Genomic DNA, 23,052 nt, shown 5'->3' with positions numbered 1-23,052 from the left:
GCAAGGCAAAGAGTTTCAGACGGACTCAAAGATTAGCTTCAGGAAGCTGCCTTCTCGCCGGGCTTGGCCTGCCAGATGTTCTGACGGTTGCGAATCTCGCGCGGTGCCGGACCGAAGTAGGTCGGGGTCTTGACGAAGTCACGCGGAGCCAGCACCACCGACTGGATGCGCTGATACAGCGACTTGGCGGAGATCGGCTTGCACAGCAGTTCGTGGATGCCAAGGCGACGGGCCTCGATGATCCGGCTGCGTTCGGTGTGGCCGGTGACCATGATGATCGGGATGTAGGCGAAAGGATTGGACGGTACGCGGATCATTCGCACCATATCGGCGCCATCGAGGATCGGCATCACCCAATCGAGAATGAGAATGTCGGGATTGGCGCGGTCCATCGCTTCCAGGCCGGAAGCGCCGTCTTCGGCTTCCACGATGCGGCGCGCACCGAAGCCTTGCAGCATCGTCCTTAAGATCGTGCGCATATACGCGCTATCTTCCACGACCAGGAAGGTCAGGGATGACAGATCAAGCTGCACCGGCATACTCCTTCGCTTCCCTCCTAACATCCAAAGGTGAAAAAGCAGTTAGGCGATGGAGCCAGCGCAGCGGTACGCACCGCTCTGCGACCAAAGATCGAACTTGGTGAGCTATGTTGACGCGCTTGGCTGGTAGCCGGCGGACGATGGATGAAAGCGCTTGAGACTTGGCCGATGCCGTGCTTTAGTTTCAGACAGATGCGTCGGGTTTTTGGACCCGTTCAAAAGCTGTAACCACGCATGGACATCAGTGGCTTACCCGCCCGTTCGCCAAACGATTGATCAAGACTGTATATGATTTGATCGTAATCAAAGGCGCTTTGCGGCAATGTGCGTAGGTTATCGTAGGTGAAAAGACGACGGACCGTCAGCCGGAAGCAAGGCGATCTGTTCACGGAAAGACGCACGGCCTGCCGGGTGTCGGAGGGATTTAGTCAATCATGAACTATGATGCGGTGTTCGAGAGTGCCGTCCAGGCCCTGCAGGACGAGAAGCGCTATCGCGTGTTCGCCGAACTGGAGCGGATGGCCGGGCGGTTTCCGACGGCTCTCTGGCATCAGGGCGGCGGAACGCGCGAGATCACCGTGTGGTGTTCCAACGACTATCTCGGCATGGGTCAGCATCCCAAGGTGATCGGTGCCATGACGGCCGCCGCCGAAACGATGGGCGCCGGCGCCGGCGGCACGCGCAATATTTCCGGCACCAACCATCCGCTGGTCCAGCTGGAGCATGAGCTCGCCGATCTGCACGGCAAGGAAGCGGCGCTGGTATTCACCTCCGGCTACGTCTCCAACGAAGCGGCCATCTCGACCATCGCCAAGCTGCTGCCCAACTGCCTGATCCTGTCGGATGCGCTCAACCACGCGTCGATGATCCACGGCGTGCGCTCATCCGGCGTTTCCAAGCAGATCTGGCGGCACAACGACCTCGGCCACCTTGAAGAGCTGCTGATCGCCGCCGGTCCCGACCGCGCCAAGCTGATCGTTTTCGAGAGCGTCTATTCGATGGATGGCGATATCGCGCCCATCGAGAAGATCGCCGATCTCGCCGACAAGTATAATGCCTTCACCTATATTGATGAGGTGCATGCCGTTGGCATGTACGGTAACCGCGGCGCCGGTATCTGCGAGCGCGACGGCGTGATGGACCGCATCGACGTCATCGAGGGCACGCTCGCCAAGGGTTTCGGCGTGATGGGCGGCTATATCACCGGCAAGAAATCGCTGGTCGACGCCGTCCGCTCCTACGCCCCCGGCTTCATCTTCACGACGGCGCTGCCGCCAGGCCTCTGCGCCGCCGCCACCGCCTCGATCCGCCATCTCAAGGAAAGCCGCGTCGAGCGGGAAGCGCATCAGCAGCAGGCTGCCCGCACCAAGGCCGTGCTGAGGGCCGCCGGCCTGCCGGTCATGCCGTCGGTGACGCATATCGTGCCGGTGCTGGTCGGCAATCCCGACCTCTGCAAGAAGGCCACCGACATCCTTCTTGAAAAGCACGGCATCTACATCCAGCCGATCAACTATCCGACGGTGCCGCGCGGCACCGAACGCCTGCGGATCACCCCAACGCCGTTCCACAACGACATGGTGATCGAACAGCTGCGCGATGCTCTGGTCGACGTCTGGGAAACCCTCAGCCTGCCGTTCTCCGAGCCGAGCGTGCCGGAAGCGGAAACGGCGGTTCGCCAGCAGATCTTCAGCGCGGCTGGCGGCTGACGGCAAGCCGATACTCGAACGAGACAATGCGGGACTGGCGGCATCGCCGGTCCCGTTTTCATTTGGCAAACAGGGTTGGCAATATGGCGGATCAGCCCTTGCGCCGTTCTTCGCCTTCGGGAACGCGGCCGCGCGCGCCATCGGGGCCATCCCCGGGCGCATCCTCGATGTCGTCGTCTTCCAGGATACGCCAGGCGGCCCCTTCGAGATCCTCGTACTGACCGGTTTTCAGCGACCACATGAAGCCGGCGAGGCCCAGAAGGCCAAGCAGCAGCGCGGCCGGTACAAGATAGACGAGAACGCTCATGCCCGCTCCTCGGCCAGCCCCTCGCGGGCGGCGGCAACCGCAGCCGGCGGCCGTTCGGCAGGTGGTGTGGCGACACGCCGCAAGCGCAGCGCATTCAGCGTCACGATCAGCGATGAGCCTGACATGGCGGCCGCGGCAATCAGCGGCGTGACGTAGCCGAGCACGGCGATCGGCACAGCGATCAGGTTGTAGATCACCGCCGTCCAGAGGTTCTGCTTCATCAAGCGATAGGCGGCGCGCGACACGTCAAGCGCTGTCACCACCGGCTTCAGGCGTTCACCGAGGAAGACGGCATCGGAGGCCGCCTGCGCCAAATGGGCAGCGGAAACCGGTGATAGCGACACATGGGCGGCCGCGAGCGAAGGCGCATCATTGAGGCCGTCGCCGACCATCAGTACCCGTCGCCCTTCCGCTTTCAACGCTTCGAGCCGAGCGATCTTGCCGGCTGGGTCGACCTCGGCATGCCACTCGGAAATACCAAGTCGCTCCGCCACTATGGCCACGGCCGCCTCGCGATCGCCTGAGAGGATCATCAGGCGAAAACCCTTCATCCGAAGTTCCGTGGCAACCTCGACGGCATCCGCCTTGAGGCGCTGGGCAAAAGCGAACACCGCTACCCTCTCACCGTCCGAAAAGGCGATCAACGAGGCGTCGGGATAGGCGGCGCTAACCGGACCGGCGACCTCGTCGCCAATGCCGCAGAAGGAGAGCGAACCTAGCCGCAGCGTCTGGTCGGCCAGATCGACGATAACGCCCTCGCCAGTCACTTCGCGGGAGCCATCGATGGTGCCGGTGGCGCCAGAAGCGCGCGCCAAGGCCTCGGCGAGCGGATGCCGGCTCGACCGAGCGAGGCGGCCGGCGAGTTCGAGAAGGTCGTCGGCTACCTCGGCGCGATTGGCGAGCAGTGGTTCGGGGCTGGTCAGCGTGCCGGTCTTGTCGAAGACAATGGTGTCGGCGCGGGCGAAACGCTCGATGGCATCGCCGGCGTTGAGCAGGATACCGTTGCGGAAGAAGCGGCCCGCCGCCGTCACCTGCACCGCCGGCACGGCGAGCGCCAGTGCGCAGGGACAGGTGATGATCAAGACGGCAATGGCATTGATCAGCGCCGTATGCCAACCGGCGCCAGCGATGAGCCAGCCTGTCGCCGTGAGAAATGCCGAGGAATGCACAACCGGCGCGTAAGCGCGGGCAGCACGATCGGCCAGGCGAAGCGCGCCGGATTTCGCGGATTGAGCCTCGCCGATCAGCCGCTCGATCTCGGCCATCAGCGTCCCTTCAACGGCCGCCGTGACCACGATGGTCAGCAAGCCAGCGCCGTTCAGCGTACCGGCGTGAACGATATCGCCGGGAGCGACCGGCACCGGCAACGTCTCGCCGGTCACCAAGCTGCGGTCGACATCCGAACGGCCGGATAGCAGCTCGCCATCGACGGAAATCCGCTCTCCCGGCCGCACCACCACGATATCGCCAGGGCGGACGGCGCTGAGAGGCACACGGACCAGGGCTCCATCTTCGCCGCGCTTCAGCGCCGAGTCGGCGCGCAACGTCGCCAGCGTTTCGGCCTCGACTGCTGTGCGGCGGCGCATATTCTCGTCAAGGAAGCGGCCAAGCAGCAGGAAAAACAGCAGCATCAACGCGCTGTCAAAATAGGCTTCCAGGGCATGGGTCAGCGTGTTGTAGATGGACAGCCCCATGGCAAGACAGACGCCGATCGAAATGGGGACGTCCATGTTGAGCGACCGGCGGCGGATCGCACCAAATGCACTTCGGAAGAAGGGTCGGGCCGCATAGGCCACGGTCGGCAGGGCGATCAGCGCGCTCATGAAATGAAAGAAGTCGCGCGTTTCCGGCGTGATGTCGGTGACGTTGCCCGACCAGACCGATACCGACATCAGCATGACGTTCATGGCGCCGAAGCCGGCGACGCCCATGCATTTCAAGAGTTCTCGCGCCTCGGCGGAGCGATTGTCGCGCCGCATGGCCGGGTCGAAGGGTTGCGCCGGGTACCCGATGGCAGCCATGCGCTCCAGCACGACGTCCGGCGTGACCTTATCGGGGGCGAAGACAACGGTCGTGCGGCGGTTGCTGACGTTGACGCGCGCACTCACCACGCCCGGCAGTCGCCGGAGACCGCGTTCGATATCGGTGAGACAGGCGGCGCAGGTGATGCCATCGACGGCCAGTTCGATGCGGCGGGCGCCGTCCTTGTCAGCCACTGTGTAGGCATCCCAATCGTGATCAACCGACTGACCGGCTGGACCATTCTCGATAGGGCCGACATCCACCGCTATGTTCACGGCCTCTCCCTTCGTCAGCGGACGAGACGGAGCTGGTTGCGGCTCAAGAACAACCGCTCGCTGCCCTTGTAGGCCTCGACGGTCAGGCTCCACATGCCGTCCTTCACATTGGGCAGAACGGCCCGATAGGTGCCGCTCGCCACCTCTGGCAAGCTGGCCGCATGATCATGATCGGGATCGACGGCATGGATCAGGCGGACGCGTACGTCGAGACCGTGGAGGTCGGCCCCGGCCTTATCGCGGAAATGGATCTCGACAGAGGCATCGTTACCGGCGGGACGGACGGCGGCATCCACCGTCCAGTCCCGTTCGGCTTGCGCCTTGCCGGCCAGCACTTCGCTCTCGAATTCCTGACCAGCCTTGTAGCTCGATTCCACTTCAAGACCGGGAAAAGTCGAGATGGCGTAGTAGATAAAGGCGCCATTGACGGCGAAAATCACGCCGAAGAATGCGACCAGCCAAAGAAGGACGCCACGCCCGGTCAGCCGTCGGCCGCTAACTGCTTGCTGGATGGTGGCGGTCATTCCGTTGAACTCCTTCGGGGTCTCGCCCCAACATCTGCCTTTTGCGAGCGGTTCGCAACCATGCCGATGCGATCCCGTCGAACTCGGACTCAGCTGGCGCCCGCGGTCTTGAAGAAGTCGGACGCAGAGGCTTTTTCGCCGTTGTCTGTATCGACGATGTAGAAGTTGATCGGCGTGGATGCCGACAGTTTAGCGCCGTTCGGTACCATGACCAGAACCCGCAGCTCGCGCGTCGTGTCGGCCGGCACTTCAACGACCGGTTTGCCGTCGGCCGCCGCCACGCCCTGCGCCTCGACCATGAAGCCTTCCGGAAGGCCGGATACCGTGAGCACGAAATGCCGCTCTTGGGGCCGCTTGTTGATCAGGCGCACGGTATAGCCGTTACGGGTGCCGCCGTCGGACAGATTGACGTAGAGTGGATTGCGGTCATGCAGCACACTGACGCCCTGGAAGGCGCGGTTGGCGAGCGTGTAGGCCATGATGCCACCGATGATGACGATCAGCGCCGCGTAGAGCACGGTGCGCGGCCGCACGATGCGATAGATCGGCGGCTTGCCCTCGCTACGGCGAGCGATGTTCATATCGGTGTCGTAGCCGATCAGCCCCGGCTCACGGCCGACCTTTTTCATCACCGTATCGCAGGCGTCGATGCAGAGGCCGCATTGAATGCAGCCAAGCTGCATGCCTTCACGAATATCGACGCCGGTGGGGCAGACCTGAACGCAGGCCTTGCAGTCGATGCAGTCGCCAACCGCGGCGCCCGCCACCTTCGCTGTGGCACCCGTCTTCACCGACATACGCGGCTCGCCGCGGTCGGTCCGGTAGGTCACGTTGAGCGCCCACTCATCAGTGAGCGCCGCCTGGATACGTGGCCAAGGGCACATGTAGAGGCAGACCTGCTCGCGCATGAAGCCGGCGAGCGAGTAGGTCGTAAAGGTCAGCATGCCGATCCAGATGTAGACGATCGGCGCGGCGTTACCGGTGAACGTGTCTTTGATGATGGTCGGTGCGTCGCCGAAATAGAGCACCCAGGCACCACCCGTGCCAACGGCAATCAGCAGCCAGATAAGGTGCTTCACGGCCTTTCGCAGAAACTTGCCGGCGCTCATCGGCGCCCGATCCATCAGGATGCGATCGCGACGATCCCCTTCGATCCAGCGCTCGACGGCGAAATAGAGATCGGTCCAAACCGTCTGCGGACAGAGGTAGCCGCACCAGACTCGGCCGGCCACCGCGTTCATCAGAAACAGGGCGATGGAGGCGAGCACCAGAAGACCGGTGAGGTAGTAGACCTCCTGCGGCCAGATCTCCACGCCGAAGAAATAGGCCTTGCGGCCCGCCATATCGATCAGCACCGCCTGTCCCGGCGCATCCGGGCCACGATCCCAGCGAATGAAGGGCAGGAAATAGTAGATGCCGAGCGTGATGATCAGCACGGACCATTTTATGGTCCTGAGACGGCCGCTGACCGACGACGGATAGTTCTTCTTGGCGGCGGCGTAATAGCTATCGCTTCCGGCCGTCACGTTTTCGTCGACCCGCATGTTGCCTTCGTCTCCCGGAGACCGCCGGTTTTCCAGCGGCCGAAGCGTTTGCCTCTTATTAGCACATAAGCAGAAAAAGACTGAAGAACGAACCGCGAATTGAGCAATACGGCCATGCCACGCGGGCCTTGAAAGAACGACGGCAGGCCCTGCCCGCCGTCGTCTCAATCGCTCTAGGGGCTGCTTTAGGTACCCCCACCAAGGTCGTGGACGTAGATCGCCAGCGACTTGATGGTGACCGGGTCGAGCTTGCCGCCCCAGGTCGGCATGACGCCGCGATGGGCAACGGTAATCGTATTGATCACCGAAGCCTCGTCACCGCCATACAGCCAAATCTTGTCCGTGAGGTTGGGCGCGCCCAAGTCCGTACTGCCTTTGGCGTCTTCGCCATGGCAGGCGGTGCAGTTTTCGGCGAAGATCTGCTTGCCCGCCGCGACGTCGGCGCCCTTGACGGAGCCACCCGACAACGACAACACGAAGCCGGCGACGTTGCGGATCTGCTTGGCGTCCAGCAGGCCGTCGGTGCCGAAGCGCGGCATGTCGTTCATGCGAGTATCCGGGCTGGTCGAACGAACACCCACGGTAATCGTATGTTCGATATCCGTCAGCTTGCCGCCCCACAACCAATCGTCGTCCTGCAGGTTGGGATAACCCTTGGAGCCGGTGGCGCCAGAACCGTGGCAGGGCGCGCAGTTGTCGCCGAAAGCCGCACGGCCCTGGGCCATGGCGAATTCCAGCATCTTGGGATCACTCTTGATCTGATCGAGGCTGGCATTGGCCAGTTGCTTGCCCACCTCGGCGCGAGCGGCCTTGCCTGCTTCTGCATCGGCAAGCGCCGAAGCGCGTTGCGAGTGGCCGAGAAAGCCTGTGGTATAGCTCGAGACAAGCGGCACCGCCGGATAGACGAAGACATATCCGACAGCGAAGGCGATACAGGCGTAGAACACCCACAGCCACCAGCGCGGCAACGGGTTATTCAGCTCCTTGATCCCATCCCACTCGTGACCGGTGGTCGACACGCCTGTAACCTTGTCGATTTCCTCATGAGCCATGGCTCAATCCTCCTCAAGCGGGATCTGCGCGGCGTGGTCGAACTTCGTCTTGTTCTTCGGCCAAAGCGCGTAAACGCAAATGGCCGAAAAGATCACGACGAAATACACAAGCCCGCTCTGTTGGGCGAAGGTGGCAACCTGTTCGTAGCTGAAGTCCATGGCTTCACCTCAACGCAGGTTGGCTTTGTCATCGTAGGTCGAGAAATCGACCAACGTGCCAAGCATCTGGAGATAGGCGATGAGGGCGTCCATCTCGCTGAGCTTGTTCGGATTGCCGTCGAAGTCGCGTATCACCGCCTTGGGATAGCGAACAGCGAGGGCATCGGCCGTACCATCCGGGCTCACCTGCGCCTTGAGGTCGGCCTCGGCATTGGTGATGTCCTCGTCGGTATAGGGCACCCCTTCGAGCCGCAGCGTCTTCATGTCCTCGGCGATGCGTTCGCCCCTGAGCGGCGCATCCTTCAAGAAGGCGTAGGGCGGCATCACGGAGGCAGGGACCACCGAACGCGGGTCGGTCAGATGGGCAACGTGCCAATCGTCGGAGTACTTGCCGCCGACGCGGGCGAGGTCCGGCCCCGTCCGCTTCGATCCCCACTGGAAGGGATGGTCGTACTGGCTCTCGGCCGCCAGCGAGAAGTGACCGTAACGCTCGATCTCGTCGCGCATCGGGCGGATCATCTGGCTGTGGCAGAGATAGCAGCCCTCGCGGACGAAGATGTTGCGGCCGGCCAGTTCCAGCGGCGAGTAGGGACGCATCCCCGTCACCGTCTCGATGGTGCTCTTGAGGTAGAACAGAGGCACGATCTCGACCAGACCGCCGATGGCCACCACGATCAGGATGCCGATCAGGAGAACGATGGAGTTCCGCTCGAACACCGCATGCTTTTGCATGAGACTCATCAGTCGTCTCCTTACTCGGCCGGAGCCAAGGCCACATCAGCGGCCGTTTTCTCGGCTTCGCCATGGCGAATGGTGAGATAGAGGTTGACCGCCATGATCACCGCGCCGGTCAGGAAGAGGATGCCGCCCAACGCACGGATGACGTAGTAGGGGTGCATCGCCTCGACCGTTTCGACGAAGGAGTACTGCAGGAAACCGAGGTTGGTGTAGGCGCGCCACATCAGGCCCTGCATGATGCCCGACACCCACATGGAGGTGATGTAGAGCACGATACCGAGGGTCGAGATCCAGAAGTGCCAGTCGACCAGCTTCAGCGAGTAGACGTCCCGCTTGCCGTAGATCCAGGGCACCAGGCAATAGAGAGCGCCGAAGGAGACGTAGCCCACCCAGCCGAGCGCACCGGAATGCACGTGGCCGATGGTCCAGTCGGTGTAGTGGCTGAGCGAGTTGACCGACTTCACCGACATCAGCGGCCCTTCGAAGGTCGACATGCCGTAGAAGGCGACCGACACCACGAGGAGGCGCAGCACCGGGTCGGTGCGCAGCTTGTCCCAGGCGCCCGACAGCGTCATCAGGCCGTTGATCATGCCGCCCCAGGACGGCATCCACAGCATCACCGAGAACACCATGCCGAGCGTCGAGGCCCATTCGGGCAGCGCGGTATAATGGAGGTGGTGGGGACCGGCCCAGATGTAGAGGAAGATCAGCGCCCAGAAGTGGATGATCGACAGCCGGTAGGAGTAGACCGGCCGATTGGCCCGCTTCGGCACGAAATAATACATGATGGCCAGGAAGCCGGCGGTGAGGAAGAAGCCCACCGCATTATGGCCATACCACCACTGCACCATGGCGTCCTGCACGCCCGACCAGACGACGTAGGACTTGGAGCCGAAGAAGCTGACCGGCACTGCCGCGTTGTTGACCAGATGCAGCATGGCGATGGTGACGATGAAGGCCAGATAGAACCAGTTCGCCACGTAGATGTGGGGTTCCTTGCGCTTCCACAGCGTCGCCAGGAACACCAAGAGATAGGCGACCCAGACGACGGTCAGCCAGAGGTCGGCATACCATTCCGGCTCGGCGTATTCCTTGCTCTGCGTAACGCCCAGCAGGTAACCCGTGCCGGCAATGACGATGAAGACGTTGTAGCCGAGGATGACGAACCACGGCGTGACAAGGCCCGGCATGCGCGCGCGGCTGGTGCGCTGGACGACGTAGAAGGACGTCGCGAGCAGCACGTTACCACCGAAGGCAAAAATCACCGCCGAGGTGTGCAGCGGCCGGAGACGACCGAAGGTGGTCCAGGGCAGGCCGAGGTTCAGAACCGGATAGGCCAGCTCAAGAGCGATCCAGATACCGACCGAAAAGCCGGCCAGCCCCCAGAACATGGCGGCAATCGAGGCGAACTTGATCGGCCCGAGGTTGTAATTCGGCTTGCCGTTGACCTCCTCCGGCTCAACCCGCCCGTCGCGGTCGATGAACGACCGGACAATCAGGAAAATGCCGGCCGCCGACGCAATGGCGCCGATGGTGGCATGAAAGGCAAAAACCGGATCCACCGCCTTGCCGGCGGCCAGAACGCAATAAAGAAAGAGCAGCCCCAGGAAAACCGAATATCCGATTTCCTCGAGCGACATCAGAGGTTTGGCCCTCAACGCCGTCATGTTCGTTGCCCCGCTTCTATCGGAGATCGCCTGTCGTTACCGACGGGCGCCTCGCCTCGCCCGTTTGCCGACGCCCCCGGCATCTCCGCCCCGGACCGTCGCGTCCAGAGCACGGGAAATAACCTAGTGGGGTCTACGCATACCAGCCTTGATAAAGGTCAAGGCCGGTTCGGGATTGAACGGGGTTTAGCGCAGTTCTAGACGTTTTGCCTATATCAAAATGGACTAATTATAATGTGCGTCAGGGATCGGCTCGATACCGTTGCATGCAAGTCGGATCGGGAGGCAGATACCGTTCGCGAAAAAGGCACGGCCGACTGATTCGGCCAGATGCCGCCACGCTTGACGCCGATCAATGTCTGGACCGGCTATCGGCGCCTAGGATTATCTATGACTCAACTGGACGAAGCCGCTTCCCTCGAAACCCTCATTCGCGCCACCGTACCGCGCTATACATCCTACCCAACCGCGCCGCATTTTTCCGCGGAGGTCGGAGCGGACTCTTATGGCGGTTTCCTTGACCAGGTGGCGGCGGAAGACGGTCCGGTTTCGCTCTACGTCCACATCCCGTTCTGCCACGCGATCTGCCACTATTGCGGCTGCACCACCAAGGCGAGCCGGCGCTATGCGCCGATCGAAGCCTATGTCGAGGTGTTGAGGTCGGAGATCGCCATGGTGGCGGCGCAGATCGGCCGCCGGACGGTGTCACACATCCATTGGGGTGGCGGCACGCCCAACCTGCTCTCCACCGCTGCGTTCGAAGCGATTGTCGGCGACTTCCACCGCCTCTTCGCGATCGGCTCCGACACCGAGCATGCCATCGAGCTCGATCCGCGCCATCTCGGCGAGGGGCGCGCGCGCTTCCTCGCCGGCATCGGTGTCAACCGCGCCAGCCTCGGCGTGCAGGACTTCGACCCGGCCGTGCAGGCGGCAATCGGCCGCATCCAGCCCGCCGAAACGGTGGCGGCCGCCGTCGAACAACTGAGGGGCGCCGGCATATCCTCGCTGAGCTTCGATCTCATCTACGGTCTGCCGGAACAGAGCGTTGCGTCCGTCCGGCGCACGGTCGAAACCGCGATCGCTCTCGCACCCGACCGCATCTCGCTGTTCGGCTATGCTCACGTGCCCTGGTTCCGCGTCAATCAGAAACTGATCGACGCCTCCAAGCTGCCGGGCAGCAACCTGCGTCTCGAACTCGAGCGCACCGCTCACGGTGCCATCGAGACGGCGGGCTACGTGCCGATCGGCATCGATCATTTCGCTAGGCATGATGATGCGATGGCCGTGGCCTTGTCGAAGCGGACGCTCCGCCGAAATTTCCAGGGCTACACCACCGACCGCGCCGACACGCTGATCGGCTTCGGTGCCTCGTCGATCGGCCGGACGCCGGCGGGTTATGCGCAGAACGTGACCGACACCGGCAACTGGCGCGAGCGCATCGTCAACGGCCGCTTCGCTACCGAGCGGGGACGCCTGCTGACGCCGGAAGACAGGCTGAGAGCCGACGTAATCGAACAGATCCTGTGCTTCTTCGATGCCGACCTCACGGTCATCGCCACCCGCCATAATGCCGATCCGGCCGTATTCTCCGCCGATCTCGAGAAATTGACGCCGCTCGTTCGCGCCGGCTGGGTGGTTGCCGACGGCGGACACGTCTCCATCGTCCGGCACGGAGCAGAATTGGCCCGTCTCGTCGCCTCCGCCTTCGATGCCTATCTCGGCACCGGCGGACGGCATTCGGTGGCGGTATAGCCGGCGGTGACGATCAGTGGATGCCGGTCATCTTGCAGACACGACAGACGTCGACAAGACGAATGCGGTCGTTGCGTTCGATGGAGATGACGCCGCGCCGCTTGAGATCGGACAGCACGCGGCTCACCGTCTCGATGGTGAGGCCGAGGAAATCGGCGATTTCCTGGCGCGTCATCTTCAGCACCACCAGTTCGGTGTCCGTGCTGTGCTTTTCGGGCCCGATGCAGCCGACGACGCCACGGCCCGGCACGAAGCGCATCAGGAAGCTCGCTACCCGTTCAGTCGCCGACTTGCGACCCAGCAGAACGGCGTGGCTATGCAGCGCTTCGATGCGCGTCAGAAGGCAGCGATTGACGTGGGCCAACAGATCGGTCGACTGGTCGATGTCACGACGGTCGAGCACCCGCACTTCGGCCAGCGTCAGCGCTTCCGCCGTGCAGTCGTAAAGGCCGGTCAGCGAATGGCCGCAGAGGTCGCCCTCACCAAGAATGTCAACAACCTGGCGGCGGCCGTCACCAAGCAGGCGGTACAGCATGATCTGACCGCTGACCACCTCGTAGAGATGGCTCGCCGTATCGTCCTCGTGGAAGAGCACGGAATGGGCGTCATGCCGGTCGAGCCGGGCACGCGGCGAGGCACGATAGTGCGTCCAGGCGCTGTCGTCGACCGGAGCACGCAACCTCGTGCCGGCATAGCGGCTGCGGTGGCGTCCGCTGTCAAAACTGCCAGCGCCGTATCCCTCATCGAATGACGTCTTTTTCTCAATGAACATCGATCCCTCCTCGATGGCACATGTTCGATGACACGTGGTCGGCAGGCCACCGGAAGATCGACCGGCCATCCGTCCATGACCGTCCCTTTTTCCGTCGGCTCGGCCGAAACCCGTCCGCTTCGGCCGCACCACTATCGACACTGGCACAATATGGACATATGTGCCCTGAGGTAATTCGTTTGGTTACTTAACCTTCTGAGGAAAGATAGCCGAGCGGGAGGCCAGCAGGGCGCGGCAGATCCAGCCGCAATCTTGCATTGCAGCCGCGCCGACGAAGCGTTCTTGTGATAGACGCTCCTGGAATAAAGCGGGCGGCACCATGGACTATACGGCTGGGCATCCGGACGCTTGCCGGCACGCACCAGACAAAAAAGCCCGGCTAGCCGGGCGACCAGACCGTCATCAGTGCCGATGAGATCAGGCGGTGATCGCCTCTAGCCAGTCGGCGGACGGCGGTTTGCGCAGGATCTTGAGGTCGGAAAGGCCTTCGGTCTCGCGGGCGATCGTCCGCGACGACTTGCCGGAAATGGCAATCACCTTGGGATTTGCCCCGGCTTTTTCGAGATGCCGGACAAGCTCGCCGCCACTCATGCCCGGCAGGCCAAGGTCGACGATCATCGTATCGTCGGCAGTCAGGGCAGCAGAATGAATGAGTTCCTCGGCGCTGGCAAAAACACGCACCGGTAATCCCGCTCCGGAGAGCAGGGATTCCAGCGCGTCGGCGACCGAAGGATCGTCCTCTACAATAATATACATAGGCACACTCTAAATCCGCAAAACGCAAACCAGTCGCAGGAAAAAGTAGTGTGCCCCGATCAATCGGCAATGTTTATCCGTGATCTCCCGTATGCGCAGTCAGCACGATGCGGACGAGGTCGGCAGCGTTGCGTGCACCGAGCTTTTCCATGATGCGTGCGCGGTGTACTTCGATGGTGCGCGGGGAAATTCCCAGGCGACGTCCGGCCTCCTTATTGGAGGCGCCACCGGTGATTTCCTGAAGAACATCGCGCTCGCGCGGCGTGAGATGTTCGGCGCCGGGGAAGCTGAGGCTCGGGGCAGCGCCGCTGGCGTGACGACCGTAGGAGGCAATGGCCTCGCGGACGCGCGTGACCACCGTATCGGCATCGAACGGCTTCTCGATGAAGTCGGTGGCGCCGGCCTTGATCGCGCTGACGGCCATGGGGATATCGCCCTGACCGGAGATGATGAACACCGGCGACGGGAACGTGCCGACATCGATCGACCGGAGAATGTCGAGACCCGATTTGCCGGGCATGTGGACGTCGAGCAGCACGCAGGACGGCTTGTCCGTCTTGAGCGCCGTCAGAAACTGATCGCCGTCTGCGAATACCCTGACGCTATAACCTTCCATTTCGAAGATGACCGAAAGTGCGTCGCGCACCGAGGCGTCATCGTCGACAACGAAGATTTTTCCTTCTGCTTCAGCCATGTCACCCTTCCTCGATTTGAGGATCCCTGAAGACCGCCAGGGTCCCGCCCGGCTAGCCAAGTCCATGGATCGCGTCCGTTCCGCGTCTTCCAGCTTCCGCCAAGGCGGTCCATAAAAGACATGGCAGACTTTGTTGCTCTAAGTATTTATACGGCGAAACCCATCGCCGCGCCAGTTGCCACCCCTGAGGGCGATCCTATCGAATTGTTGCCCTTCCCCACCCGGCGCTAACCGCGCCGTCTCTCACCCCCACGTATCGTCTTCCGCGTCATCCGGGCGATGCATCGGCAGCATCAGCGTGAATGTCGCCCCCTGACCGTTTCCGCCGGGATCGGCCATCAGGTCGCCGCCATGGTTCTGGGCGATCGCCCTGGAGATGGCGAGCCCAAGCCCCATTCCGGATTTCTTGGTAGTACTGAACGTCCTGAACAAGGACTTGCCGACGTCCTCGGAGAAGCCGGGGCCGCTGTCGGTCACCGATACGAAAGCCGATCGATCGTCAGAACCGATCGATACCTTCACCCAGCGCTCCTCGCTCTCCTTGGCCACCTCGAGGGCGTTGCGCAATAGGTTGAGGATGATCTGCTGGATCTGAGTCGCATCGGCATCGACATGAATCGGCGTCATGCCGAAGACGCGGCGTATGGTGACGGTGGCGCCCTGCGCCACGAATTCGCTGAGGTCGAGCGCCTCGTTGACCACCTCGCGCAAATCGACAGTAGCCCGCTCGGGATCGCGCTTTTCCACCATCTGGCGCATGCGTTGGACGATGTGGCTGGCCCGCTCGGCCTCTTGCACCGACTTGTCGAGCACGTCGAGCATCTTGTCGCTCGGCGGTTTGCCATCTGCGTGGCAGGCCTTGACCTGGCGCGCCACCGCCTGGAGATAAAGCAGCAGCGCGGTAAGCGGCTGATTGAGTTCGTGCGCCATGGCGGCGCCCATCTCGTCCATGGCGGAGAGGCGCGTCATATGCACCACCTGCGCCTGGAGCTGCGACACGCGCTGCTCAACAGCGCGGCGGGAGCGCAGATCACGCAGCACACCGATGTATTGCCGGCCATCGGCCGTCTTCGCCTCGCCGACCGACAGTTCCAACGGGAAAACGGTGCCGTCACGGTGCATACCGGAGACTTCGCGGCCGATACCGATGATGCGTCTCTCGCCCGTCCGATGATAGTTGCTCATGAAACGATCGTGAGACATCGAGAATTCGGGCGGCATGATCAGCGACACGTTCTGGCCGATCGCCTCTTGGGCGGTGTAGCCGAACAGGCGTTCGCAGATCTTGTTGAAGACCAGCATACGACCGGTATCGTCGATGACGATGATGCCATCGGCGGCGGTATCGAGAAGGCTCTCGAACCGAGCCTCCGAAACCGCGGTCCTGCGGTCCTCCTGTTCTCCCATCTTCGCCTCGCTCTTCCCTTCATCCCGATGGGGCCACAACCTCGCCCACCGGCTTGTCAAATCAGGAACAGCCCTTCAGTGCAAGTCCGGATGTAACATGCACGACTTCTAGGAAAAAGGAACTGTTACAGATCAAATTCAAACCTAAATGCCCGCAAAAAATCGCTAACGGACTTCGGCAGCCTGTCGGCGCGCGGCAAGCCAGCCCGAAAGACGACCGAGCGCCACCGTGATTTCCTGCGGATCGCCGGCAAAGCAGAGACGCATGAATCGCTCGCCACCCCGGCCGAAAGCAGTCCCCGGGGCGATGCCCACGCCAGCCTCGCGCACCATGTCGAGACAGAGCTGACGCGTGTCGCTCTCGCCTTCGATGGAGAGGAAGAGATAGAAGGCGCCATCGGGCGGCGACAGGGTCACGCCGCCGGCAGCGGCGAGTGCGTCCATGACCGTCGCCCGATTATGACGCACCCGCGCAATCTGAAAGGCCAGAAAATCTTCGCCGTTGTCGAGCGCCTCGATCGCCGCCCGCTGCATGAAGACGGCCGTGCCTGAGCTCGTGTACTGCACCAGATTCTGGACGGTGGCGTTGAGGGCAGCCGGCACCTCGATCCAGCCGATACGCCAGCCGGTCATCGCCCAGTTCTTCGAGAAGGTGTTGACGAAGATCAGCCGATCCTCCGGCTCAGCCACGCCGTGGAAAGAGGGAGCCACCGTCTGGCCATCCAGGTAGCAGAAGCGACCATAGACCTCGTCGGCAACGATCCAGATGCCGTGCCGGCGGGCGAGGTCAAGAATGGACGCCAGGCGATCGCGGCTCGCGACCCAGCCGGTGGGGTTGCTGGGTGAGTTGATGAAGATGGCCCGCGTGCGCGGCGTGATCGCCGCCTTGAGGTCGTCCGGGTCGAGATCCCAACCGGCGGGGCCGAAGCGCATCGGCACTTCACGCAACGCGGCGCCACACAGCGCGGCAGCAGCCGGTGCGTTAGGCCAGGCCGGCGTCGGTACAATGACTTCGTCACCCGCGCCGGCGACCAGCGACGCCGCCATCTGGATGGCATGCATGCCCGAGGCCGTGACGATGAAGCGGCTGGCATCAGCCGGCCGGCCGCCGAACGGTCCATAGAGCCGGTCGTGATAGCGACAGAGGGCCTCCCTCAACTCTGGCAGGCCAGCCTGATGCGTGTAGAAGGTTTCTCCCGCCAACAGCGAGCGGATCGCCGCGTCGCGGATGTTGTAGGGTGTCGGCAGGCTGCCCTCGCCGACCCAGAGCTTGGCCGTACCCGGCCGCCGCAATCCTTCGAGGTGTACCTCGACGATGCCGCTCGGTGGCGCACTCCGGGCGGCGGGCTGAATATCGTCGAGAAAATGCGCGGCAACGTCTGATGTCATGAACATGCCTTGCTCGATTGGCCGGCGAGAATCGCCGTCCATCGGGAAATATCAGCCCTACAAAAACGAATCAAAAGACAAGACATGGAGGAAGCTGCCGCCGGTGCGGCTGGCATGGCTTTATTTCCAGTCAGCCTTTCTTGAGAAGGTCGCGAATCTCGGCAAGCAACGCGATATCGGCAGGGACCTCCGGCCGCGCCTCGACCGCTGGCTCCGCGTTCTTCTTCATGCGATTCATCAGCTTCACCACCACAAACAATACGAAGGCGATGATCAGGAAGTTGATGGCCAGCGTCACGAAGTTACCATAGGCGATGGTCGCACCGGCCTTGCGTGCGGCGGCCAAGTCGCCCACCACCGGCGTCCCTGAAAGCTGGACGTACAGGTTGGTAAAGTCGATACCGCCGGTGATGAGCCCGATAACCGGCATCAACAAATCGGCGACGATCGAATTGACAAGGGCACCGAAAGCCCCGCCGATGATCACACCGATGGCCAGATCGACCATGTTGCCGCGCAGTGCGAATTCCCTGAATTCCTTGAGCATCTGACGATCTCCCCCGCGGTGCCCGGAGCGGCGGACGCCGGACACATCGGACCGCTGCTCCAAGCTTTTGTTTGCGCATCGGATTTTTCCGAGAAGCGGATCCACTTCTCGGCCCGATGTACTAAGGTAAACGCGATCATGCCCTAGCCTTGGGCAGGCTGCCATGCCCCGCACCATCGTCGGCTGTATTTCTACCGATAAAGCTGTGGATTCTCGAAGCTTCGGCAATGAGAAGGACTAAATCGGTCCTTCTTCCCGCTGACGCAGCCGGTCGACGAGATCGAAGAAGTGGCGGAACATGCGATCACTGAGGTCGAGGAACTCTTGGAGACGCCGTTCGTCCTCCTTATCGAGAAGCGGTGACCGTACATTCTTATTCTGAGCCTCCAGCGCCGCGACCCGCTTGTTAAGCCGGTCGTTTTCCGCTTCGAGCTCGCCGATACGGTCCTCATAAGCCTTGCGATCCTCGGGGATCAGCTGGCACGACCAAGCTCCATCGCGCGCCGCGCAATGGAAGACGTCGCCGGTGCGGCGGTCAATCTTGAGATAATCGCCAACGGCCGGCTGAAGACTGTAGCCTTCCTCGGCCGTTGGAGTTTGGGCCGAGGCCAGCGGAGCAGAGAGGAGTGTACCGAACGCAAGGGCTGCCAGGATCGCGCGCATCGTGGATCTCCCGGTTGGTCTCTCGGCAATAGAGTACCTCATCCGGTCCGATACGGCTGTTGTTTATTTTGACAGACGCTGCCTACGGCCGGCGGGTACCGGCTTCCTTCTCTTCCTTTTCCTTCAATAGACCGCTGACCACCGCCGTCGTCCGGCGCAGTTCCATCAGCGCCTGTTCGATCTCTTTCTTTTGCTTCTCCAGGATGGCGATCCGGTCGTTGAAACGGTCGAGCGCCACCTTGAGCTGGGTCACTTGACCATCGCGAAGATCGTAGAGATCGAGCATGCCCTTGATCTCGGTCAGCGAGAAGCCGACCCGCTTTCCCATCAGCACCAGCTTGAGACGGGCTCGATCGCGGCGGGAATAGAGGCGGTTCAACCCTTCCCGGCGCGGGTTGATCAACCCCTTGTCCTCGTAGAAGCGCAGGGTGCGCAACGTGACGTCGAACTCGCGGGCGAGATCGCCGATGGAAAACAGCGACCCGCGAGGATGCAGCCCGTCATCGTCTTCGAGCTTGTCGGCAATAACGGCCCCGATTTGCGCCTCGGTGGCCGGCTCGTCGCTTTCGATCACCCGCGATACCCTCCATGCAAGGCCACCGGAACGGCTCGCCGGCCGGCAGCAGGCAAACTGCGCATAAGCTTCCCTTTACGTCAAGGGATAGGCAGCAGACGTCCAGAATCGTTGTTTTTCGGTGCGCTTCGGTAAGGTTCTGTTCAGAGCGCTTAAAAAGCTACGAATACCAGCCCTCCGATTAACCGGCTGTTTACCCTGTTTTTGCAAATTGCCTAATCAATGCATCCTGGCGGTGATCCGTCTCGGCGGCCTTTGCCGCGAGGACGGCGTCGCAAACGGGGAGAACGATCATGGCGTCGCGGGCTACGTCTCGTTTGGGCGGCGGAATGGGCGGAGCGAGCCAATACGACCGGGAGCCAGCCGGTTTTGGCAGCTATGGATCGGAGAAAGACCGGCCGGGTGTCGACCCTGTCGATCGCATCCTTACGTCTCTCGATCGGCTCGGCGAGCGCATCCGGACGCTGTCGCCGACCGAAGAACAGCGGCCGGCCCGACTGCGCACGCCCGAACCGGACGATCTGCAGCGGGCTATCGACCAGATCACCCGCAAGCGTGACGCACTTGACCTCGCCCGCCCCCGCCGCAATGGCGAAGCCGACGTCTCCGAACTCGGCGCGCGTGTTCGGGCCCTCAGTCAGGAAATGGGTATCGACCGGCGACGGATGTCGTCGGCGCATGGCGAAGGCCTTGCCACCGAGGTGGCCGATCTCAAGGCGGAAGTCGAGCGGCTGGTTGAAGCAAGCTCCGGACGGTCGCTGGAGAGCGCCTTCGATACGCTGGTGGCGCGGCTCGATGACATCCGTACGTCGGTCGATAATCCGCGCATCGTCGGCGATCTCGTGCCGCGTCTCGTCGAAATTCGACGGCTGATTGCCACGCTGCCATCGGGCGATCAGGTCGGCGTCATTACAACGCGCCTCGATCGGCTTGCCGAACGGCTCGACCAGGGGCTCGGCGACCAGCGCGTGCTCGGCGATTTCGGCCGTAGCCTGTCCGATCTCGCCGCCGCCGTCGCCCAACTCGACAAGCGCGAGGTCATCGCCGCCATCGAGCGTCGGCTTGACGACGTCGCCGGCAGCATCCGCGCCATCGAGCGCGACATGGGCGATTTTACACGCTGGCAGGAAGGTCTCGAGCGGCAGAACGCCACCCTGTCCCAGGTTGCACAGCGCTCAGAACAGCTGCCGCGTTTCGCCCATGAGCTGGAGCGGCAGTCCGCGTCCATTGAGCGCATCGCTCGCTCGACCGATGGATTGCCGCGCCTTGCCGAGGAAATTGATGGCCTGCGCCTCTCCCTTGAGCGCCCCGACCTGACGCTCGATGCTGCGGCGATCCGAGCGCTCGATGAGCGGTTTGCCGAGCTCGGCCGATCGCTGGAAGCGCAGCTCCGGCCAGTGGCCGGTGGTCTGCCCGCCGATCTTGCCGCAGCCCTGTCGCGCATCGAAGCCAAGCTTGCCGAACCTTCGGCGGGTGGCCGCATCTCGGAAATCGAGGATCGCATCGCCGTCCTGACGCGATCGGTCGCCGATATCGATTTTGCCACCGGCAAGGACGTCGCCGCCCTGGAAAACGCCGTCGAGCGCCTTCGCGAAGACGTGCTCGCAGCCGCTGGGCGCCCCGACGCCGGCCTTGCCGCCGACGTGCGGACGCTGGTCGAGCGTCTTGATCGGCTGGACGCGCCATCGATCGGCACCGCCGCCTTCGACCGGCTGGAAAGCCGGATCGCTGATATTGCCACCCGCCTGGAAACCCGGCCGAACGAAATCGCAGCGCTGGCCGACGCGCTGGAACGGCTTGACGCCACCATGTCGAGCTCGCTGTCGGTCGAAGCCATTGCCGACCGCGTCGCCGCCGTCGCAGGGCGCCACGGCGACGATGCGCCTGCCCGTCTCGCCAGCGTCGAAGCCGGCATCAACCGGCTTGGCGAAGATCTGCGGGCCGATGCCGAACGGGATCGCGGCCTGCTGCTGGCCATTGGCCAAACGGTGGAACGCCTGGCTCTCCGCGAAGTCAGCGGTGACAAGCCGCCTGCTGAGGCCAGCGAGCCCAAAGCCCCTCACCTCAAGAAGGATAACTGGGAGGAGATCGAGCAAGCTCTTGTCCGGCAGATGCCTCCCATTGTCGAAGCCGAGGAGGAAGAGGAGCTGCCGCGCATTTTCGGCCGCAAATCGGCGCCAACACCGCGCGTCGAGCCACCGCTCGGCAAGCCCGAGCAGGCGAAGGCCGACGAACCGGCACTGCCGCCCGGCTTCGACGTCAACAAACCGCTTGAACCCGGCTCCGGCAAGCCGCGCCTGCCCAAGTCGACACCTGCGGCCGAACGGTCGGCAACGCCTGACGCAGCGCGCGCGCCCACCAAGGCCGACTTCATTGCCGCCGCCCGACGGGCTGCTCAGGCAGCCGGTAGCGGCATACCCGGCGAAGCCGGCAAGGAAGAGGCATCCAAGGCCGGCAAAGCCCGCTTCGCTTTGCCCAAAGTCAGCTTCAACTTGCGCAAGGCGGCGATGGTCGCGGCCGTCGTGCTGATCGCGCTTGGCCTTGTGAAGATCGCCAACGATACGCTTCATCGCCTGTCGGCATCCAACGAGGCGCCGGCGAACGCCGTCTCTTCGTCCGAGCCCACGACACCTGTCGCGCCAGCTTCTGAAATGCCCACGGCTACCGCACCGACCGCCCCGGCCGTACAGGCGCCGGTCCTCCAAGCGCCTGCGGTACCGGCACCGATGAGCGAGGCAACGCCCTCGCCCACTCCTCCGGCAAGCTCCGAAATTCCGGCCGCTCCACAATCGGCAATGCCGAGCGATGGCTTCTCGAAGACGCCGCCCGCCTTGCCAACCAACAGCTTCGCGCCGGTACCGGCCGTGACGTCGGCGCCACCGGTCTCTCTTGACAGCACGGCGGAAGCAACTGCTGCTCCCAGCGCCAACGCTGCCGCACCAGCCCTCCCGGATGCCATCGGCCCCAAGGCGCTACGTGACGCGGCGGCTGGTGGAAATCCGCTGGCTGCCTTCGAAGTGGCCTCCCGCTTCGCTGACGGGCGCGGCGTGCCGCAGGACTTCGCCGCCGCCATCGATTGGTACCGGCGCGCTGCCGAGGCTGGCCTTGCTCCGGCCCAATATCGGCTCGGCAGCCTCTATGAAAAGGGCACCGGCACGGCGCGCGACGCCAAGACCGCCGTCGTCTGGTACGCCAAGGCCGCCGCCCTCGGCAACGCCAAGGCCATGCACAATCTCGCGGTGATCAATGCCGAAGGTGGCCTTGGCGCGCCAGATTATGCGATGGCTGCCAAGTGGTTCCAGGAAGCGGCCGAACACGGCGTGCGCGACAGCCAGTTCAACCTCGGCATCCTCTATGCCCGGGGCCTGGGTGTGCCGCGTGACCTCGCCACCTCCTACAAGTGGTTCGCCCTGGCTGCGACCGCCGGCGACACCGACAGCGCCAAGAAGCGGGACGACATTGCCCAGGTGCTGTCCAAGGAGGACCTCGCTCGTGCCCGTCTCGCCGTCGAAACCTGGGTGGCCAAGCCGCTCGACCCGAAGGCGGAGGACGTGCCGCCGGCCGATCCGAGCTGGGCGGCCGCACCCGAACATACGGCTTCGGTCGATACCACCAAAACGATCGCCCGCACGCAGGCCATTCTCACCAGCCTTGGCTTCGATGCCGGTCAGCCCGACGGCAAGATGGGCCGCAAGACACGCGATGCCATCGCCGCCTTCCAGACCTCCAAGGGCCTGCCAGCCACCGGCGAGGTCGACAAGGCGCTGGTCGAGGCACTGGGTATGTCGGTCCTCTGATTGGTCCTAGACAGTCCTTGCCCCCGGTGCCGCCGCGCCGGGGGCTTTCTTTTTGCCGTGTCGATGCGCTTTTTTGCCGGAAAGCCATGACAAAAGGCTGTTCCGTTGCACTTTCGCAAGAGGTTGCAAGCTAATACTCGACACCGGACGCCTTTGAACGGATGACAG

The 23,052-nt window shown here is 63.0% G+C and carries 20 protein-coding genes; 3 read left to right on the top strand and 17 right to left on the bottom strand.

Going from position 1 to position 23,052, the window contains the following annotated elements:
• Positions 1 to 38: 38 nt before the first annotated feature.
• Entirely contained in the window at positions 39 to 539 is a 501-nt protein-coding gene (locus tag G522_RS0105020; protein ID WP_026790096.1) for a response regulator, read from the bottom strand.
• A gap of 434 nt (positions 540 to 973) precedes the next feature.
• Between G522_RS0105020 and hemA the strand changes: the two genes are divergently transcribed.
• Positions 974 to 2,245, top strand: coding sequence for a 5-aminolevulinate synthase (gene hemA / locus G522_RS0105015; RefSeq protein ID WP_026790095.1), 1,272 nt, complete (start codon positions 974 to 976; stop codon positions 2,243 to 2,245).
• A 91-nt stretch (positions 2,246 to 2,336) separates the two neighbouring features.
• Here the strand turns inward: hemA and ccoS are convergent, their stop codons facing one another.
• From ccoS to ccoN, 8 genes are all read right to left on the bottom strand, one after another.
• The gene (ccoS, locus tag G522_RS0105010) at positions 2,337 to 2,552 is read right to left on the bottom strand and encodes a cbb3-type cytochrome oxidase assembly protein CcoS (RefSeq protein WP_026790094.1); all 216 of its coding nucleotides are present in this window, start codon (positions 2,550 to 2,552) and stop codon (positions 2,337 to 2,339) included.
• Complete coding sequence (locus G522_RS25660) at positions 2,549 to 4,843, bottom strand: heavy metal translocating P-type ATPase (RefSeq protein ID WP_425414047.1); 2,295 nt, start codon at positions 4,841 to 4,843, stop codon at positions 2,549 to 2,551. Before G522_RS25660 ends, ccoS begins: the two co-directional genes overlap by 4 nt.
• 20 nt (positions 4,844 to 4,863) lie before the next feature.
• On the bottom strand, positions 4,864 to 5,373 hold the full coding sequence (locus tag G522_RS0105000; protein WP_026790093.1) for a FixH family protein: 510 nt from the start codon (positions 5,371 to 5,373) through the stop codon (positions 4,864 to 4,866).
• An 89-nt stretch (positions 5,374 to 5,462) separates the two neighbouring features.
• A complete protein-coding gene (ccoG, locus tag G522_RS0104995; RefSeq protein WP_051228329.1) occupies positions 5,463 to 6,917 on the bottom strand; it encodes a cytochrome c oxidase accessory protein CcoG in 1,455 nt (484 codons plus the stop codon).
• Between the two features lie 185 nt (positions 6,918 to 7,102).
• Positions 7,103 to 7,969 (bottom strand): cytochrome-c oxidase, cbb3-type subunit III, encoded by an 867-nt coding sequence (gene ccoP, locus G522_RS0104990; protein ID WP_026790091.1) that lies wholly within the window; start codon positions 7,967 to 7,969, stop codon positions 7,103 to 7,105.
• 3 nt (positions 7,970 to 7,972) lie between these two features.
• On the bottom strand, positions 7,973 to 8,128 hold the full coding sequence (locus G522_RS0104985) for a CcoQ/FixQ family Cbb3-type cytochrome c oxidase assembly chaperone (RefSeq protein ID WP_026790090.1): 156 nt from the start codon (positions 8,126 to 8,128) through the stop codon (positions 7,973 to 7,975).
• 9 nt (positions 8,129 to 8,137) lie between these two features.
• Entirely contained in the window at positions 8,138 to 8,869 is a 732-nt protein-coding gene (gene ccoO, locus G522_RS0104980; RefSeq protein ID WP_026790089.1) for a cytochrome-c oxidase, cbb3-type subunit II, read from the bottom strand.
• An 11-nt stretch (positions 8,870 to 8,880) separates the two neighbouring features.
• The gene (gene ccoN / locus G522_RS0104975; RefSeq protein WP_026790088.1) at positions 8,881 to 10,506 is read right to left on the bottom strand and encodes a cytochrome-c oxidase, cbb3-type subunit I; all 1,626 of its coding nucleotides are present in this window, start codon (positions 10,504 to 10,506) and stop codon (positions 8,881 to 8,883) included.
• Between the two features lie 417 nt (positions 10,507 to 10,923).
• Between ccoN and hemN the strand changes: the two genes are divergently transcribed.
• Positions 10,924 to 12,285 (top strand): oxygen-independent coproporphyrinogen III oxidase, encoded by a 1,362-nt coding sequence (hemN, locus tag G522_RS0104970; RefSeq protein ID WP_051228328.1) that lies wholly within the window; start codon positions 10,924 to 10,926, stop codon positions 12,283 to 12,285.
• Between the two features lie 13 nt (positions 12,286 to 12,298).
• Here hemN and G522_RS0104965 read toward each other — a convergent pair whose 3' ends face one another.
• The 8 genes from G522_RS0104965 to G522_RS0104930 form a co-directional block, all read right to left on the bottom strand.
• Positions 12,299 to 13,057, bottom strand: a complete 759-nt coding sequence (locus tag G522_RS0104965; protein WP_084632770.1) for a Crp/Fnr family transcriptional regulator — start codon at positions 13,055 to 13,057, stop codon at positions 12,299 to 12,301.
• A 417-nt stretch (positions 13,058 to 13,474) separates the two neighbouring features.
• Positions 13,475 to 13,813, bottom strand: a complete 339-nt coding sequence (locus tag G522_RS0104960; protein ID WP_026790085.1) for a response regulator — start codon at positions 13,811 to 13,813, stop codon at positions 13,475 to 13,477.
• Between the two features lie 73 nt (positions 13,814 to 13,886).
• Positions 13,887 to 14,507 (bottom strand): response regulator transcription factor, encoded by a 621-nt coding sequence (locus G522_RS0104955; RefSeq protein WP_026790084.1) that lies wholly within the window; start codon positions 14,505 to 14,507, stop codon positions 13,887 to 13,889.
• 243 nt (positions 14,508 to 14,750) lie between these two features.
• On the bottom strand, positions 14,751 to 15,914 hold the full coding sequence (locus tag G522_RS0104950) for a two-component system sensor histidine kinase NtrB (RefSeq protein WP_026790083.1): 1,164 nt from the start codon (positions 15,912 to 15,914) through the stop codon (positions 14,751 to 14,753).
• Between the two features lie 165 nt (positions 15,915 to 16,079).
• A complete protein-coding gene (locus G522_RS0104945) occupies positions 16,080 to 17,309 on the bottom strand; it encodes a pyridoxal phosphate-dependent aminotransferase (protein ID WP_342663869.1) in 1,230 nt (409 codons plus the stop codon).
• 124 nt (positions 17,310 to 17,433) lie between these two features.
• Positions 17,434 to 17,850 carry a large conductance mechanosensitive channel protein MscL gene (gene mscL, locus G522_RS0104940; protein WP_026790081.1) on the bottom strand — a complete coding sequence of 139 codons (417 nt, stop codon included), beginning with the start codon at positions 17,848 to 17,850 and terminating at the stop codon, positions 17,434 to 17,436.
• 237 nt (positions 17,851 to 18,087) lie between these two features.
• The gene (locus tag G522_RS28835) at positions 18,088 to 18,513 is read right to left on the bottom strand and encodes a hypothetical protein (protein WP_051228327.1); all 426 of its coding nucleotides are present in this window, start codon (positions 18,511 to 18,513) and stop codon (positions 18,088 to 18,090) included.
• Between the two features lie 82 nt (positions 18,514 to 18,595).
• A complete protein-coding gene (locus G522_RS0104930) occupies positions 18,596 to 19,039 on the bottom strand; it encodes a MerR family transcriptional regulator (RefSeq protein WP_245586597.1) in 444 nt (147 codons plus the stop codon).
• A gap of 341 nt (positions 19,040 to 19,380) precedes the next feature.
• On the opposite strand from G522_RS0104930, the gene G522_RS0104920 reads away from it, so the two are divergent.
• Positions 19,381 to 22,884, top strand: a complete 3,504-nt coding sequence (locus tag G522_RS0104920; RefSeq protein ID WP_156886821.1) for a peptidoglycan-binding protein — start codon at positions 19,381 to 19,383, stop codon at positions 22,882 to 22,884.
• The last annotated feature ends 168 nt before the right edge of the window (positions 22,885 to 23,052 follow it).

It is taken from the genome of Pleomorphomonas oryzae DSM 16300, from assembly GCF_000422965.1.
Classification (GTDB): domain Bacteria; phylum Pseudomonadota; class Alphaproteobacteria; order Rhizobiales; family Pleomorphomonadaceae; genus Pleomorphomonas; species Pleomorphomonas oryzae.
This window is presented reverse-complemented; position numbering and strand designations above follow the sequence as displayed.

Coding starts and splice junctions, on each gene's coding strand:
- G522_RS0105020 (WP_026790096.1), bottom strand. CDS start 539: ATGCCGGTGCAGCTTGATCTGTCATCCCTGACCTTCCTGGTCGTGGAA.
- hemA (WP_026790095.1), top strand. CDS start 974: ATGAACTATGATGCGGTGTTCGAGAGTGCCGTCCAGGCCCTGCAGGAC.
- ccoS (WP_026790094.1), bottom strand. CDS start 2,552: ATGAGCGTTCTCGTCTATCTTGTACCGGCCGCGCTGCTGCTTGGCCTT.
- G522_RS0105000 (WP_026790093.1), bottom strand. CDS start 5,373: ATGACCGCCACCATCCAGCAAGCAGTTAGCGGCCGACGGCTGACCGGG.
- ccoG (WP_051228329.1), bottom strand. CDS start 6,917: ATGCGGGTCGACGAAAACGTGACGGCCGGAAGCGATAGCTATTACGCC.
- ccoP (WP_026790091.1), bottom strand. CDS start 7,969: ATGGCTCATGAGGAAATCGACAAGGTTACAGGCGTGTCGACCACCGGT.
- G522_RS0104985 (WP_026790090.1), bottom strand. CDS start 8,128: ATGGACTTCAGCTACGAACAGGTTGCCACCTTCGCCCAACAGAGCGGG.
- ccoO (WP_026790089.1), bottom strand. CDS start 8,869: ATGAGTCTCATGCAAAAGCATGCGGTGTTCGAGCGGAACTCCATCGTT.
- ccoN (WP_026790088.1), bottom strand. CDS start 10,506: ATGTCGCTCGAGGAAATCGGATATTCGGTTTTCCTGGGGCTGCTCTTT.
- hemN (WP_051228328.1), top strand. CDS start 10,924: ATGACTCAACTGGACGAAGCCGCTTCCCTCGAAACCCTCATTCGCGCC.
- G522_RS0104965 (WP_084632770.1), bottom strand. CDS start 13,057: ATGTTCATTGAGAAAAAGACGTCATTCGATGAGGGATACGGCGCTGGC.
- G522_RS0104960 (WP_026790085.1), bottom strand. CDS start 13,813: ATGTATATTATTGTAGAGGACGATCCTTCGGTCGCCGACGCGCTGGAA.
- G522_RS0104955 (WP_026790084.1), bottom strand. CDS start 14,507: ATGGCTGAAGCAGAAGGAAAAATCTTCGTTGTCGACGATGACGCCTCG.
- G522_RS0104950 (WP_026790083.1), bottom strand. CDS start 15,914: ATGGGAGAACAGGAGGACCGCAGGACCGCGGTTTCGGAGGCTCGGTTC.
- G522_RS0104945 (WP_342663869.1), bottom strand. CDS start 17,309: ATGTTCATGACATCAGACGTTGCCGCGCATTTTCTCGACGATATTCAG.
- mscL (WP_026790081.1), bottom strand. CDS start 17,850: ATGCTCAAGGAATTCAGGGAATTCGCACTGCGCGGCAACATGGTCGAT.
- G522_RS28835 (WP_051228327.1), bottom strand. CDS start 18,513: ATGCGCGCGATCCTGGCAGCCCTTGCGTTCGGTACACTCCTCTCTGCT.
- G522_RS0104920 (WP_156886821.1), top strand. CDS start 19,381: ATGGCGTCGCGGGCTACGTCTCGTTTGGGCGGCGGAATGGGCGGAGCG.